At 58.1% G+C, this 14,567-nt stretch carries 15 protein-coding genes; 10 read left to right on the forward strand and 5 right to left on the reverse strand.

Features of this window, described 5'->3' with window-relative positions; genetic code table 11:
* Positions 1 to 306: hypothetical protein (locus FCS96_RS20180; protein ID WP_212747117.1), on the forward strand; the 306-nt coding region annotated here is incomplete at its 5' end.
* Positions 307 to 311: 5 nt separating this feature from the next.
* Here the strand turns inward: FCS96_RS20180 and tyrS are convergent.
* Positions 312 to 1,514 (reverse strand): tyrosine--tRNA ligase, encoded by a 1,203-nt coding sequence (gene tyrS, locus FCS96_RS19740; RefSeq protein WP_138442158.1) that lies wholly within the window; start codon positions 1,512 to 1,514, stop codon positions 312 to 314.
* A 304-nt stretch (positions 1,515 to 1,818) separates the two neighbouring features.
* Here tyrS and FCS96_RS19745 point away from each other — a divergent pair, with 304 nt between their 5' ends.
* Together FCS96_RS19745 and FCS96_RS19750 are read left to right on the forward strand one after the other, a co-directional pair.
* A complete protein-coding gene (locus tag FCS96_RS19745) occupies positions 1,819 to 3,204 on the forward strand; it encodes an OapA family protein (RefSeq protein ID WP_138442159.1) in 1,386 nt (461 codons plus the stop codon).
* Between the two features lie 5 nt (positions 3,205 to 3,209).
* Positions 3,210 to 4,307: an anhydro-N-acetylmuramic acid kinase gene (locus tag FCS96_RS19750; protein ID WP_138442161.1), complete on the forward strand. Its 1,098-nt coding sequence runs from the start codon at positions 3,210 to 3,212 to the stop codon at positions 4,305 to 4,307.
* A gap of 83 nt (positions 4,308 to 4,390) precedes the next feature.
* Here FCS96_RS19750 and erpA read toward each other — a convergent pair whose 3' ends face one another.
* The 4 genes from erpA to argC all read right to left on the reverse strand — a co-directional run bounded on the left by erpA (position 4,391) and on the right by argC (position 7,095).
* On the reverse strand, positions 4,391 to 4,723 hold the full coding sequence (gene erpA / locus FCS96_RS19755; RefSeq protein WP_171040883.1) for an iron-sulfur cluster insertion protein ErpA: 333 nt from the start codon (positions 4,721 to 4,723) through the stop codon (positions 4,391 to 4,393).
* A gap of 85 nt (positions 4,724 to 4,808) precedes the next feature.
* Positions 4,809 to 5,306 carry a bactofilin family protein gene (locus FCS96_RS19760; protein ID WP_138442166.1) on the reverse strand — a complete coding sequence of 166 codons (498 nt, stop codon included), beginning with the start codon at positions 5,304 to 5,306 and terminating at the stop codon, positions 4,809 to 4,811.
* Position 5,307: 1 nt separating this feature from the next.
* Positions 5,308 to 6,048: a DUF6776 family protein gene (locus tag FCS96_RS19765; RefSeq protein ID WP_138442168.1), complete on the reverse strand. Its 741-nt coding sequence runs from the start codon at positions 6,046 to 6,048 to the stop codon at positions 5,308 to 5,310.
* 9 nt (positions 6,049 to 6,057) lie between these two features.
* On the reverse strand, positions 6,058 to 7,095 hold the full coding sequence (gene argC / locus FCS96_RS19770) for an N-acetyl-gamma-glutamyl-phosphate reductase (protein WP_138442170.1): 1,038 nt from the start codon (positions 7,093 to 7,095) through the stop codon (positions 6,058 to 6,060).
* A 163-nt stretch (positions 7,096 to 7,258) separates the two neighbouring features.
* Between argC and FCS96_RS19775 the strand changes: the two genes are divergently transcribed.
* From FCS96_RS19775 to FCS96_RS19805, 7 genes are all read left to right on the forward strand, one after another.
* On the forward strand, positions 7,259 to 9,034 hold the full coding sequence (locus tag FCS96_RS19775; RefSeq protein ID WP_138442172.1) for a chloride channel protein: 1,776 nt from the start codon (positions 7,259 to 7,261) through the stop codon (positions 9,032 to 9,034).
* A 3-nt stretch (positions 9,035 to 9,037) separates the two neighbouring features.
* The gene (hemJ, locus tag FCS96_RS19780; protein ID WP_138442174.1) at positions 9,038 to 9,460 is read left to right on the forward strand and encodes a protoporphyrinogen oxidase HemJ; all 423 of its coding nucleotides are present in this window, start codon (positions 9,038 to 9,040) and stop codon (positions 9,458 to 9,460) included.
* A 58-nt stretch (positions 9,461 to 9,518) separates the two neighbouring features.
* Complete coding sequence (gene thiD, locus FCS96_RS19785; protein WP_138442224.1) at positions 9,519 to 10,277, forward strand: bifunctional hydroxymethylpyrimidine kinase/phosphomethylpyrimidine kinase; 759 nt, start codon at positions 9,519 to 9,521, stop codon at positions 10,275 to 10,277.
* Positions 10,265 to 10,933, forward strand: coding sequence for a thiamine phosphate synthase (gene thiE / locus FCS96_RS19790; protein ID WP_171040882.1), 669 nt, complete (start codon positions 10,265 to 10,267; stop codon positions 10,931 to 10,933). The genes thiD and thiE overlap by 13 nt, the downstream gene beginning before the upstream one ends.
* 13 nt (positions 10,934 to 10,946) lie before the next feature.
* Positions 10,947 to 12,227 carry a glutamate-1-semialdehyde 2,1-aminomutase gene (hemL, locus tag FCS96_RS19795; RefSeq protein WP_138442178.1) on the forward strand — a complete coding sequence of 427 codons (1,281 nt, stop codon included), beginning with the start codon at positions 10,947 to 10,949 and terminating at the stop codon, positions 12,225 to 12,227.
* 299 nt (positions 12,228 to 12,526) lie between these two features.
* A complete protein-coding gene (locus FCS96_RS19800) occupies positions 12,527 to 13,447 on the forward strand; it encodes a lipase family alpha/beta hydrolase (protein ID WP_138442180.1) in 921 nt (306 codons plus the stop codon).
* A 170-nt stretch (positions 13,448 to 13,617) separates the two neighbouring features.
* The gene (locus FCS96_RS19805) at positions 13,618 to 14,556 is read left to right on the forward strand and encodes a DUF4382 domain-containing protein (RefSeq protein ID WP_138442182.1); all 939 of its coding nucleotides are present in this window, start codon (positions 13,618 to 13,620) and stop codon (positions 14,554 to 14,556) included.
* Positions 14,557 to 14,567: the final 11 nt, after the last annotated feature.

Here is a 14,567-nt window from a genome sequence, read left to right on the forward strand (position 1 = left end):
AGGTGGCGTATTCTACATCGTGTCGCCGCCTTGTCAACCGTTTATTTTCGATGTTTTCCGTCTCCGGAAAGCGCCGAAAATCAACCGGCTTACTGCTTGTTTCGAGAGGCGCATTCTACAGCGAATCAAGCCTCTGTCAACCGCTTTCTGAAGAATTTTGAAACTCAATTTCTTCAACAATTTCAAACGGTTGCCGTCCTCGGGTGCCGCTGTGTCAGTGGCTTGTCCCTCAGAAGAGATGCGCATTCTACAGACCTGCTCAGAGGTGTCAACGGCGATTCTGAAAAAAACTCAAAATCGCCGTAGATCGATCACGCAGTGATCACAACTCGGGCAATCTTCTTCTTACCAGCCTGTACCACACAGTCATCCCCCTCTATAAAGAGGCGATCACCTTCAAACTGCTCTCCGTCCACAAAGACAGCACCGCGGCCCAGGACATCCCGAGCTGCCGCACCGTTCTTTACCAGGCCAGCCAAACGCAGAACCGACGCCATCGGAATTTCTGACTGCCCGTCCAGTGATACCTCCACTGTCGGCACATTATCGGGAATCGCACCAAGCGCCACCCGGTTACCGGCAGACTTGTGCGCAGAGTTGGCCGCTTCCTCATTGTGGAAGCGGGTGATGATCTCTTCCGCCAACAGCTTCTTATAGTCCTGGGGGTTGGCACCACCTTCTACTGCCTTGCGGAACTCATCCACTTCGGCGAGCGGCCGGAAGCTCAGCAGTTCAAAGTAACGCCACAACAGGTCGTCGGGCATGGACAGCAACTTGGTGTACATCTCACCCGGGGAATCATTTACGCCAACATAGTTGCCCAGCGACTTGGACATCTTCTGGACCCCGTCCAGACCCTCAAGGATCGGCATGGTCAGGATCGCCTGCGGGGTCTGACCATAGGCCTTTTGCAGAATCCGACCCATCAACAGATTGAACTTCTGATCAGTGCCGCCCAGTTCAACGTCGGCTTCCATGGCCACCGAGTCGTAACCCTGTACCAAGGGATACAGGAACTCATGGATCGCGATGGACTGCTCGGCTCGGTAGCGCTTGGTGAAATCATCACGCTCCAGCATCCGCGCCACTGTGTATTGGCCCGCCAGCTTGATCATGTCCGCCGCCGTCATCTTGCTCATCCATTCGGAGTTGAACATGACTCGGGTCTTGGCCGGATCGAGAATCTTAAACACCTGCTCTTTATAGCTGAGAGCGTTCTGTGCAACCTGTTCTTCTGTTAACGGGGGACGCGTAGCACTCTTACCAGTGGGGTCGCCGATCATGCCGGTGAAATCGCCAATGAGGAACATCACCTCATGACCAAGATCCTGGAATTGCCTCAGCTTATTGATAAGGACGGTGTGCCCCAGATGCAGATCCGGGGCGGTGGGATCGAAGCCTGCCTTGATTCGAAGCGGGCGACCTTCCTTTAACTTCTCAATCAGCCCTTCTTCCGGAATAAGCTCGTCAACGCCGCGCTTGATTACGGCCAACGCCTCATCAATAGATGCCATGAACAACACGTCCCCAGTTTTACCTAAATGGATTCTGACAGTTACAGACCTCTACAAAAGAAATCTGTGAGTTACCTGCACTCCTGCTACAGTAGATTTGCCTAGTTTTTGAGCAACTCTGACTCGGCAGGGCGGCGTATTATAGCAATGCCGCCCGCAGAAATCCGGAGGATGGGGCAGCAACCGTAATGTTCCACGCTGTCCCGCATGCATTTTATACGGTAATCTGTTTGTCTATACTTGAATAACAGCTTTAATTAGGTAGTTCAACCTACCGTAATACCGATTAAAACGGGTGCGATACGTGCTAAATATGTTTCCCAAAACACACCTTACCATTGCCGCCGCTGCAACCGTTGTAGTGACTGCCGCCATTCTTATGAGCCCGAGTGCCCAAGTGGAAGCCAAGCGCATGTCCTATGCGCTGGATCTGGAACAGGGCACGGTGTCTGACAATGGCACTGTAGAAACGCCTGAGCCCGAAGCGCCGAATGAGGTGGTAATTAATGGACAGGCTCCGGTGGCGGATGCCGAGCAACAGGCCAAGGTAACCAAACCGGCCCCTGAGGCTGAGCCCGCACTCGAATGGCAGACCTACAAGATCAAATCAGGCGATACACTCTCTTCTTTGTTCAAGAAAGCCGGCTTTAACGATGGCATCATGCTGTCGGTTATCCACGGAGAAGGCGAGGCGGACAAGCTTCAGCGCCTGTACGCCGGCGAGACCATCCGGTTTGCCACGGACAACGCTGGCGATCTGGCCGCCATTGAATTGCAACGCAGCCTGCTCGAATCCCTGAAAATCGAAAAGGCCGAGGAAGGCTTCTCCGGTCAGACGGTTATCCGGGAACCGGAAGCACGTCCGGCGTTTGCCTCCGGCACTATCGACGGCTCCCTTTACCTTTCCGCTCGCGAAGCCGGTCTGAATGACCGCCTGACCATGGAATTGGCGGGCATTTTCGGCTGGGAAATTGATTTCGTTTACGATGTCCGCAAAGGCGATCGCTTTGAGGTGGTTTACGAAGAGCTGTATCTCGACGGCAAGAAGTTTGACACCGGCCGCATCCTGTCAGCCCGGTTCGTAAATCGGGGTGAAGACAACACCGCCCTGCTCTACACCGACAGCAACGGTGAAAGCGACTACTATGCCCCGAACGGCAAGAGCATGCGCAAGGCCTTTCTGAGAACGCCGATCAACGCCCGGGTGTCCTCCGCCTTTAACCTGCAGCGCCGCCACCCGGTCCTGGATGTGGTCCGGCCACATGAGGGCACCGACTACGGCGCACCAACAGGCACTCCGATCAAGGCCGCAGGCGCAGGCCGGGTTCGCTTTTCTGGCTGGAAGGGTGGCTATGGCCGCACTGTTATCCTGCAGCACGGCGACAACATCACCACCCTGTACGCACACATGAGTCGCCTGGGCAAAGGCATCAAGAACGGTGCCAAGGTCAAACAGGGCGAAACCATCGGCTACGTTGGTTCGTCTGGCATGGTAACTGGCCCGCACCTGCACTATGAATTTCGCCTGAACGGCGCACCTCGTAACTCCCGCACCGTCAAACTGCCAGATGCCAAGCCGGTTCCTGCCTCAGAAATGGCGCGCTTCAAGCGCTATACCGAGCAGCGGCTGGCGCAGTTCAATGGCTTTCGCGAGAACTTTCAGCAACTTGCTCTAGCATCGGACGAATAACGGAAATGGATGCCTGGATCGGACTCATGTCCGGCACCAGCATGGACGGCATTGACGCCGTGCTGGTGTCGTTCAATGGCCACTCATTAGAAGTACACGCCGCCAAGACCCTGAGCTACCCAGACGACCTTCGACACCGGCTCCTGGCCGTAAGCCAGAACCAGGGCACCCCCGATGAGATTGGCGAACTCGACACGCTGACCGGCGCCCTCTTTGCCGACGCGGCCTGCCAAGTTATTGAAGCTTCTGACGTATCGCCCACCTCCATTCGTGCCATCGGCAGTCACGGCCAAACCATCCGACACCAGCCATCTGGCTCGGCACCGTTTTCGATCCAGATTGGTAACCCGTCGGTGATCGCAGAACGAACCGGCATCACCACCGTTGCCGATTTTCGACGTCGGGATATGGCCGCGGGTGGCCAGGGTGCGCCCCTGGTACCGGCGTTTCACAAGGCGTTTTTCAATTCGGACACCGAGGATCGGTGCATCCTCAACCTGGGTGGCATTGCCAATATCACCTGGATTCCTGCAGACCACAGCAAACCGGTAACCGGGTTCGATACCGGCCCGGCCAACGCGCTAATGGATGCCTGGTGCCTGAATCAGACCGGCCTGCCTTACGACACCGACGGCCACTGGGCCGAGGAAGGCACCGTCAATCAGGCCCTGCTGCACGACATGCTGTCGGACGCGTACTTCTCCCGCCCGGCCCCCAAGAGTACCGGCAAGGAACGATTTAACCTGGAGTGGGTTAAAACCCTGGTGCGCCGACACCCCGACCTGCCGCCTGAAGACGTGCAGCGAACCCTGCTTCAGTTGACGGTCACCAGCATTATTCACCAACTGCCAGAGGTTCCGGCACTGCAGGTGTACGCCTGCGGCGGTGGCACCCGGAATCCGGTGTTCATGCGGGAACTGGAACAAGCTCTGAGCCCGGCGCCCCTGGCCATTACCAGTGACCTGGGGCTGAATCCCCAGTGGGTTGAGCCCGTCGCCTTTGCGTGGCTGGCGCAGCAGTCATTGGCCGGTCAGCCCGGCAACCTGGCGGAGGTGACCGGCGCACGGGGCCCACGAATACTGGGCGCGATTCATCATGCCTGACACCCTGCTCTTTCTGACGCCGTAAATAAAAAGGAGAGCCTGTAGCTCTCCTTTTTATCGCGTGTCATACCTGCCTGCCTACGTTAAATCGAGAACGAACTGCCACAACCACAGGTAGAGCTGGCATTGGGGTTTTGCACCACAAACTGTGAGCCCTGGAGCCCCTCCAGGTACTCAATGGTGGCGCCCACAAGGTATTGATAGCTCATCGGGTCGACCAGCAAGCTGGCACCGTCCCTTTCGACCACTGTGTCCTCTTCGTCCTGACTGTCGTCGAAAGAAAACCCATACTGGAAGCCCGAGCAACCACCACCGGTAACAAACACACGAAGCTTGAGATTGGGGTTCTCTTCTTCCTCAATCAGCTCCCGCACCTTGGCAACGGCACTGTCACTGAAGAACAGCGGGGCGGCCATTTGTTGCTGGACTACACTCAAGTTTGCCTCCGGATTACGTGGTAACAACTCAGGCGATTATGGTATTCCTGAGTAAAACAATCAACTATTCGGACTTTCCACCATCGGCGGTGTCGGTCGCCATTTCGCCGGTCGCTACTTCACTGGTAACAACGGCTTCGGACTGACTACCGGTTTTTGACCGGCCCTGGTCGTTGGTCAGCAATCCCGTTGGCTCGCGCTGATGCACCAGGTTGCCGTTAACTGAGGCTCCCATGGCCATTTCGATCAAGTTGTAATAGACGTTGCCATTGATCGAGGCTTTTTCCGCCAGCTCAAGATGAGCGGAGGCGTAGACATCACCGTGAACGGTGCCGTTAATGATGACGTGCGGTGCCACGATGTCACCAGAGACTTCACCAATTTCCGAGATCCGCAAGACGGCATCGCTGCCCTCCTCGGCAATTACTTTGCCATGGACATGACCATCCACGTGCAAACCGCCAGAAAACTGCACGTCGCCATCGACCCGGGTGCGGGACGAAATCAGTGTGTCAAAATGGCCTGAGGCGCGGCGCGGTTTCTGTTTTTTATTTCCAAACATGTTATTTCTCCGTTAAGTCATCCCAGTCGAATGTTCGTTCGGCCTGTGAGGATTTCCGCCCTTCGGCCTGAGCCACTACCTGGATTTCGATCGGTTCGAATCCGTCTGGCAGCGCCAGCACACCTTCCACATCCTGGAAGTAGCGGAAGCGAAATTTTACACCGAGGTCTTCAATATCCTGAGACAGGTCGCGCAAGGCGATGACTTCTTTCTCTTCGTCGCGCAGGCCGATGACGTTTACCGCCACCACGCCTGAAATATAGCTTTTATTATTGCCCACCTGGGTCAGCACCAGTTTGAAGTCGAACGCACCGGGCTGCCGATCGGGGGCCAACGTAAGGCTGTCCACCTGAAGCCCCTTGCTGGTTTCTGACGGGGCCATAATGTTTTTATAGAATGTCAGATCCGATTTCAGCGATGCAATTCGGGTTTCCAGCTTAACAATGGTCGTCCGCGCCTGCTTCATTGCCTGGCCATCGATGGCCCGGCCGCGCTCAAGATTGATGACCTGCTGCCGAGCCTCGGTGTACTTCACCCGAAGCGAGTCCAATTCTTCTTCCAACACCTGGTTTGAGGCTGCAACACTGGAGGAGCGAAAGCCTCCCTGTGACAGCCCGGTGGCATACCCGGCAATAGCCGCGACGATGGAAAAGACCAGCAGGATGACGGTCCGCCGAAGCCTATAACCTGGCCGGTGTCGGATCACCACATACTCGTGCTCGGGCTTTTGATCCTGGCTCACCAAAGCTCCCTATGGCAGAAGTGCCGGGGCTTCCAGCCCAAGCGTTTCTTTCAGGCCAAACATGATGTTCATATTCTGAACCGCCTGTCCGGCTGCGCCTTTCACCAGGTTATCAATCACCGAGGAGACGATGACAATATTGCTCTGCTCCTGACGGTGCAGCGCCATCCGGCACTGATTGGCACCCCTGACACTGCGAGTTTCCGGGTGGCTACCAAACGGCATGACATCAACAAACGGCTCGTCCTGGAAGCGCGCTTCGAACAGGCTCTGCAGCCGATCGAAATCCGCCGGGTTCTTCAGCTCAGCGTAGAGTGTGGCCTCGATACCGCGGATCATCGGGATCAGGTGCGGAACAAAGGTGACGCCAACATCGGTTCCTGCCGCACCTGCCAGCCCCTGCCTGATTTCCGGTAGATGGCGGTGGCCCGAGGCACCGTAGGCCTTGAAACTCTCACCGACCTCACCGTGCAGCATGCCAATCTTGCCTTGCCGGCCGGCGCCGCTGGCACCCGACTTGGCATCGGCGATCAGGCGGGCCGGATCAACCAGTTCGTTCTCCAGCAGCGGAAGGAAACCAAGCTGTACCGCCGTCGGGTAACAACCCGGGTTGGCAACCAACTGGGCTTCGCGAATGGCGGAGCGGGCGACTTCCGGCAAACCGTAAACGGCCTTGCCCGCCCATTCGGTGCTCTCATGTGGCATTCCGTACCAGTTGGCCCAGACATCGAGATCCTTCAGGCGGAAGTCGGCGGACAGATCAACGACCCGAACGCCCGCAGCCATCAGCTCAGGCACCATGCGCATGCACACCCCGTGAGGCGTGGCAAAAAACACCAGGTCACAGGCTTTGAGCACGTCGGCTTCCGGCTCGGAAAAAGCCAGATCATAATGCCCGCGCAGATTCGGATACATATCGGCAACAGGCATGCCTGCTTCCGACCGGGACGTGATGCAACTTACGGTAACTTCAGGATGAACCGCCAGAATTCTCAGCAGTTCGACACCGGTATAGCCGGTGCCACCAACGATGCCTACTTTTATCACCTTACTCTCCAGCGTCTCCAGTGACGTCATCTCCGGGATGGGAGGATTGACCCCATAGTCTACCATGATAAACCAAGGACTTATTGCAGCTAGCAGGGCGACCGTTACAATGTGGTCCAAAAGGCGCTGTTGCCCATCGCACCTAACCGGAACTCCGGCGTTCATGCAAAGACTCTGGCATCAGATTACCGAGCACCTCATCCCGCTTTTCCGGCGCCGGCTATCCGGTGTTGATGCCCTGCCGCAACTGGCCGTTCTGGGCCTGCTATCGGGACTGATCACCGGCGGTGTCATCCTGTTGTTCCGACTGGCCATCGAATGGCCTCTTGAATACTTCTTGCCCGGCGCCGGCTCGGAATCCTTTGAAGAGCTGGACTTATTGACCCGCGGACTGCTGCCGCTCACCGGCGCCTTGATCCTTGGTTTCATACTCCACCGGCTGGCGATCCAGGACCGTAAGGTCGGGATTGTTCATGTCATGGAGCGCCTGAATTATCACCAGGGCTACATCCCCTTCCGCAGTGCCGTGGTCCAGTTTGTGGCCGGCGTGGCCACCGTAGTGACCGGCCAGTCGGCGGGCCGTGAAGGCCCCGCGGTGCACCTGGGCGCGGCATTCTCCAGCCTGATGGGCCAGTGGATGCGCCTGCCCAACAACAGCATCCGCACCCTGGTGGCCTGTGGCTGCGCCGCGGCGATCTCGGCGTCATTCAACACCCCTATTTCCGGTGTCATCTTCGCCATGGAAGTGGTGATGATGGAGTACACCATCGCCGGCTTTACGCCGATCATCCTGGCGGCCGTGAGCGCCGGCATCGTGACCCAGGCAGTGTACGGCTCGGAGCCGGCGTTTAACGTGCCGGCCCTGACCATGAATTCGCTGCTGGAAATCCCCTGGGTACTGGTGATCGCGATCATCATCGGCATTGCTGCAGCCGTCTTTATTCATGTGGTGGAAATGATGGGGCGCCATCAGAACCGCCCGATTATGCTCAGGATCACCCTGGCCGGCTTGCTGATGGTGCCGTTCGCCATCCTGATACCAGAAACCATGGGCATCGGCTACGACACGGTGAACGAAACCATCAACGGCCAGCTAGGCTTCTGGCTGCTGCTGGGCATTGGCGTGTCCAAGCTGCTGATTACTTCACTCAGCATCGGCCTGGGGATGCCCAGCGGAGTCATTGGCCCGACTCTATTCATGGGCGCTACCCTGGGTGGCGCCATGGGACTGGTCGGTGCCCAGATCCTACCGGAGCAGGCGTCATCCGTTGGTCTCTACGCCATGCTGGGCATGGGCGCGATGATGGGCGCAGTATTGCAGGCGCCGTTGGCGGCGCTGATGGCACTGATGGAGCTGACCCGCAATCCCAACATCATCCTGCCCGGCATGTTGATCATTACCACCTCCAGCCTGGTCACCAGCGAAGCCTTCGGAAAGAAATCCCTGTTCCTGACCATTCTGAAAAGCCAGGGACTGAGCTACCAGAATTCACCAGTTACCCAGGCCCTGAGGCGGGTTTCCGTGGGCGCCATCATGGATCGGAACATTCTCCGAACCGAGCGTCACCTGACGGTCGAAGAAGCCCGGGGGGTCCTGAAGTCGGAACCAAAATGGTTGATTGTCGAAGGCAGTAACGGGCCCACCGCCCTGCTTCCCGCTGTTGATCTGGCCCGCTATCTGGAGGATACCGAACAGCCCGGGACCGAAGACGTATCCGAGGAGCCGGAATCCGTGGACCTGATGAACATCCCGGCCAACCGCCGTGACGTGGCGCCCGTACAGTATCAGGCCACGCTGGAGGAGGCCCTGAACGAATTCGATACAACCAATGCCGAGGCTCTGTACGTACAAAGGCATGTCGCACCGATGATTCAACGGGTTTACGGCGTGGTGTTGAAATCCGATATCGAAAGCCATTACCAATACCGACGGAGCTGATGCATGCTGTGGGTGAAAGCCTTTCACATAATTTCAATGGTGTGCTGGTTCGCCGGCATTTTTTACCTGCCCAGGCTATTCGTGTATCACGCCGCCTGCGACGACGAGCCCGGCCGTGAACGCTTCAAGATTATGGAGCGCAAGCTGTACCGGGGCATCACCACACCTTCGATGGTGGCCACGCTGATCTTTGGCTTCTGGCTGATCGGCTACAACCCGTCCGGGTATGCCAGTCAGGGCTGGCTGCATGCCAAGCTGGTGCTGGTCGCGCTGTTGGTCGTATATCATTTCTACTGTGGCCATCTGGTCAAGGTGTTCCGCGACGACCGCAACACTCGCAGCCACGTGTTTTATCGCTGGTTCAACGAGTTGCCGGTGTTTGTACTGCTGGCCGTTGTTATTCTGGCCGTTGTGAGACCTTTCTAGTTTTCAGACTCATTGAAGGAGCCAAGTCATCAAACGTTATACCCGACCTCAGGTTTTGATCCTGTCCGGCCTGGACCCCTCGGGCGGTGCCGGCATCCAGGCGGATATTCAGGCCGTCACCTCACTGGGTTGCCACCCGCTGCCAATACTGACCTGCCTGACAGTGCAGGACACCACCAACGTATACGGCGCCGAAGCCGTTGACGCCGAACTGGTCCGACAGCAGCTGAAATGCGTGGCCGACGACGCCCCGATTCACGCCATTAAAACCGGTGCCCTGGGCAACGCCGCCATTGTCGATGTACTGGTGGAGTTCCTCGCCCTGCATCCGGGCATTCCGGTGATTACCGACCCGGTGATCAAGGCTGCCGGTGGCGGCGACCTGGCCGATGACGACCTGATTGCCGCGATGAAACAGCGCCTGTTCCCCATGGCCGAGATGATTACTCCCAACGGCATTGAGCTGAGCATGTTGGGTGATCACGGTGATCCGGCACAGGCGGCCCAGAACCTGCTCGACGGCGGCTGCAAATCCGTGCTGGCAACCGGTGGCCACGGCACCGGGCCACACATCATCAACACCCTGTTCAACCACGCCCCAAACCCAATTAGTTGGGAAATCGAACGCGTGGGTGGTGAATATCATGGCACCGGATGCACCCTCGCTGCTGCCATTGCCGCTGGCCGGGCCAGCGGCCTGTCGCCCCGGGCAGCCATCTCCCAGGCGCAAAACTACGTGAACCGCGCCATTGTGCATGCCCTGGAAGTGGGCAAAGGCCAGCCCGTCCCCGATCGGGGCATTGCGTGGGAACGATGAGCAACATTCTCCAGCCCGGGCTTTACGCCATTACCGACAGCAAGCTGACACCCCCGGAATCCTTGATTGCCTCGGTAGAAGCGGCTCTGCGTGGTGGCGCTGTTTTGATACAATACCGCGAGAAGTCGGCGCCCATGCCAGAGCGACTTCGCCAGGCCCAGGATCTTCAGGCAATATGCTCGAATGCTGGCGTGCCGCTGTTGATCAACGATGATGTGGAGCTGGCCCGACGTATTGGCGCCGCCGGTGTTCACCTCGGCCAGACCGACGGCTCGCACCGGCGGGCCCGGGAGGTACTGGGGGAAGACGCGATCATCGGCATCACCTGTCACGCTGACCTGGAGCTGGCGCAAGAGGCGTACGACGCCGGCGCCAGCTACCTGGCGTTTGGCCGCTTCTACCATTCGGGCACCAAGCCCAATGCGCCGGCGGCCAGCCCGTCGGTACTGAGCAGCGCCAAGCGGTTTCAGCGTCCACTAACGGCGATCGGCGGCATCACCGTGGATAACGGTACTCCGCTGATTCTGGCGGGCGCGGACATGCTGGCGGTGGTCGGCGGCGTATTCGGCGGCAGCCCGGCAGACATCGAACAGCGCGCACGGGCCTTTACCCGCCTGTTCCAGGAACATCATCCACTTTTTTCAATCTCCAGATAACAGGACCCAGCCCATGACACACTCCGAAACTCTGTTCGAAGAGGCCCAGAAATACATTCCCGGCGGTGTGAACTCCCCGGTCCGGGCGTTTCGCGGCGTGGGTGGCACCCCGGTGTTCTTCAAGCACGCCGAAGGCGCTTACCTGTACGACGAGGACGACCGCCGCTACATCGATTACATCGGCTCCTGGGGCCCGATGATCCTCGGCCACTCAGACCCTCGTATCAAAGAGGCCCTACACGCCCAGGTCGACCTGGGTATTGGCTACGGCGCGCCCACTTCGCTTGAAACCGACATGGCCAAGAAGGTTTGTGAACTGGTGCCGTCCATTGATCTGGTGCGCATGGTCAACTCCGGCACCGAAGCGACCATGAGTGCGGTGCGGCTGGCCCGCGGTTACACCGGCCGGGATAAGATCGTTAAGTTCGAAGGCTGCTACCACGGCCACGTGGATTCCCTGCTGGTGAAAGCCGGCTCTGGCGCCCTGACCCTGGGCGTGCCCAACTCACCGGGCATTCCCGCCAGCCTGGCGGAACACACCCTGACCCTGACCTTCAACGACATCGACAGCGTGCACGAAACCTTCGCCAAGATGGGCGACGAGATAGCCGCCATCATCGTTGAACCGGTTGCCGGCAACATGAACTGCATCCCACCGGTACCAGGCTTCCTGGAAGGCCTGCGGGAAGTCTGCGACGAACACGGCACGGTACTGATCTTTGACGAGGTGATGACTGGCTTCCGGGTTTCCCGTGGTGGCGCCCAGGAATATTACGGCGTAACACCCGATCTGACCGCCCTGGGCAAGGTCATCGGCGGCGGCTTGCCGGTCGGCGCCTTTGGTGGCAAGCGCGAAATCATGGAACACATCTCCCCGCTAGGGCCGGTGTACCAGGCCGGCACCCTCAGCGGCAACCCGCTGGCCATGCGTGCAGGCCTGACCACGCTGAATGCGATCTCCGAACCTGGCTTCCACGACCGGCTGACCGAGAAGACCAACGCCGTGCGCGATGGTTTCAAGGCCGCTGCCGACGCGGCCGGCATTCCCCTGGCCGTGCAGAGCGCAGGCGGCATGTTTGGCTTCTTCTTCACCAACGAAGCATCGGTAACCCGCTTTGATCAGGTCATGGGTTGCGATGTCGAGCGCTTCAAGAAGTTCTTCCAGGGCATGCTCAAAGAGGGCGTGTACCTGGCGCCGTCAGCGTTTGAAGCCGGCTTCACCACGGCCGCACTGTCCAATGCCGATATCGAGCACACAGTAAACGCAGCTCACAAGGTCATGGCCACACTCTAATTCGCCATGCGTTAACTGCAACATCCGCATCGGCCCGCATGACCGTCACTTCTGACGTGTCATCGCGGGCCATGGCTGTGACCGGTGTCACAACCCGCCCCAGAACTCCCCGCTTTCTCGCCCTGTCGCATTGACTTACACACCCAGCTGATCAAATTATCCTCAGATCTCGCAAGAGATGCTCTGACGGTAACGACTCAACAATCACAACAACGTAGTCAGCGCACGGATGCACGCAAGCACCTAGCCCGTCGGGGCAGTTTGAATAACAAACACAACATCAAACTGTAGGAACGACAATGAAATCCTGGATCAAAGTGATGGCTTTGGCCTGCGCTGTGGCGTGGTCAGCTCCCGCCGCCGCCTGGTGGTGGAACTCAACTCCCTCAAACTATACCGACACCCGGTATCCGATTGTTCTCGTCCATGGCATGTTCGGTTTTGACTCCATTGCCGGTGTCGATTACTGGTACGGCGTGGCTGAAGACCTGCGCAAATACGGCGCTGACGTTTACACCACACAAGTACCCGCGCTGGACAGCACCATTGCCCGAGGCGAAGCGCTATTGCCTCAGGTGCAAGCCATTGCCGCGGTGTATGGCAAGGTCAATCTGGTGGGGCACAGCCACGGCGGCCCAACCGCCCGCTACATTGCCCGGGTACGGCCAGATCTGGTCGCCTCTGTGACCTCCGTGGGCTCCCCCCACAAAGGATCGCCGGTGGCAGACCTGATTTACGGTTCTCCGGCGGAGAGTCTGGCGGCTTCCCTGGGTAATGCCCTGGGCGGGCTGATCGATCTGATCTCAGGGGGCGGCTACAGCCAGGATCTGCGCTCCAGCCTGTATTCGCTGACCTCCGAAGGCAGCGCGGAATTCAACAACTTTGCGCCAGCGGGCATGCCCACCACCTCCTGCGGCGAAGGCGCCCATGCCGCCAATGGCATTCGTTTTTATTCCTGGGGCGGGACTGGCGTACTCACCAACATTCTGGATCCGTCTGACGCCCTGCTGGGCACCACCAGCCTGGCGTTTGGCTTCAGCCAGAATGACGGTTTGGTCGGACGCTGCAGCAACCACTTCGGCAAGGTGATTCGCGACAATTACTTCATGAACCATCTGGACGAAGTGAATCAGGCCCTGGGCCTGCACAGCCTATTTGAGACCGACCCGAAAACGGTTTTCAAACAGCACGCCAACCGTCTGAAAAACGCCGGACTCTAAGCTCATTAAAGAACTCGCCGGGTCGTCTCCCGACCCGGCATCCCAACCTATCCAGACTGTTACGTTTGCTTAACACTCCTACCTATCCCTCCAACATGTCGCTAGAGTGAAAGGAGAATCGGCACTCATGTCTTGTCGGTGATTTTTTTGGACGGATTGAGGAGGTTGTTATGTATCGGTCACTTCGGCTTATTGGTATTTCTGCTTTGGCTGCTGGCGTTACCGCCTGCGGTGGTGGCAGTGATTCAAGCGAGACGGGCACGGTATCGTTTGGGGTCACCGACGCACCGGCAACGGAATTCAGCAACGTTACAGTTGCCTTCACGGAGATCCGACTTAAGCCGGAAGACGGCGACTGGATCAGTTTCCCTTTGAATGGTTTTGAGGACCAGAACCTGCTGGAACTGCAAGGTGGCGTCAGTGCTCCGCTGATCACCGATGAAGAAGTGCCGGCTGGCAACTACACCGAACTGCGACTGATCGTCGACACCAACAACTCGTTCGTCAAGCTCGAATCTCAGGGCGACAGTACGTACACCCTTGCCGTGCCTTCAGGCGAGCAAAGTGGCCTCAAGCTCAAGGGCGATTTCATTGTAGCCGCGGATACCTCCACCGACTTTACGGTGGATTTCGATGTGCATAAGTCCATCGTAAACCCGCAAGGCGACTCTTTGGCGGATTACCTGCTCAAGCCCAGTATGCGCTTGGTAAACAACTTGGAGGTAGGCAGCATCAGTGGCCTGGTGGATTACGCGCAGATCAACTCCACTCGTGGTGTGGACGATACTGAAGATGCGCTGGACGACTGTGCTCCCAATTACGAAGGCTCTGCCTACGTCTTCGCCGGAGCGGGTGTCGTGCCCAGCGACCTCAATGTCAACAACGACACCGGCAACCCGTTACTGGTGCTTCCGGTCGCGCCGGACGACCAGTCCAACCTTTACACGTACACTGCTGGCTTCCTGCCCGCAGGCGAGTACACCGTCAGTTACAGCTGTCAGCTGGACGACAACGAAACGGACGACACACTGCAATTTGATGGTACCCAGAACGTCACCGTGGTCGCAGGTGAAACTACCCAGGCGAAAACGATCCCATTGACGCAATAATAAGTCTGGTT

The organism is Marinobacter alexandrii (assembly GCF_005871205.1).
Lineage (GTDB): Bacteria > Pseudomonadota > Gammaproteobacteria > Pseudomonadales > Oleiphilaceae > Marinobacter > Marinobacter alexandrii.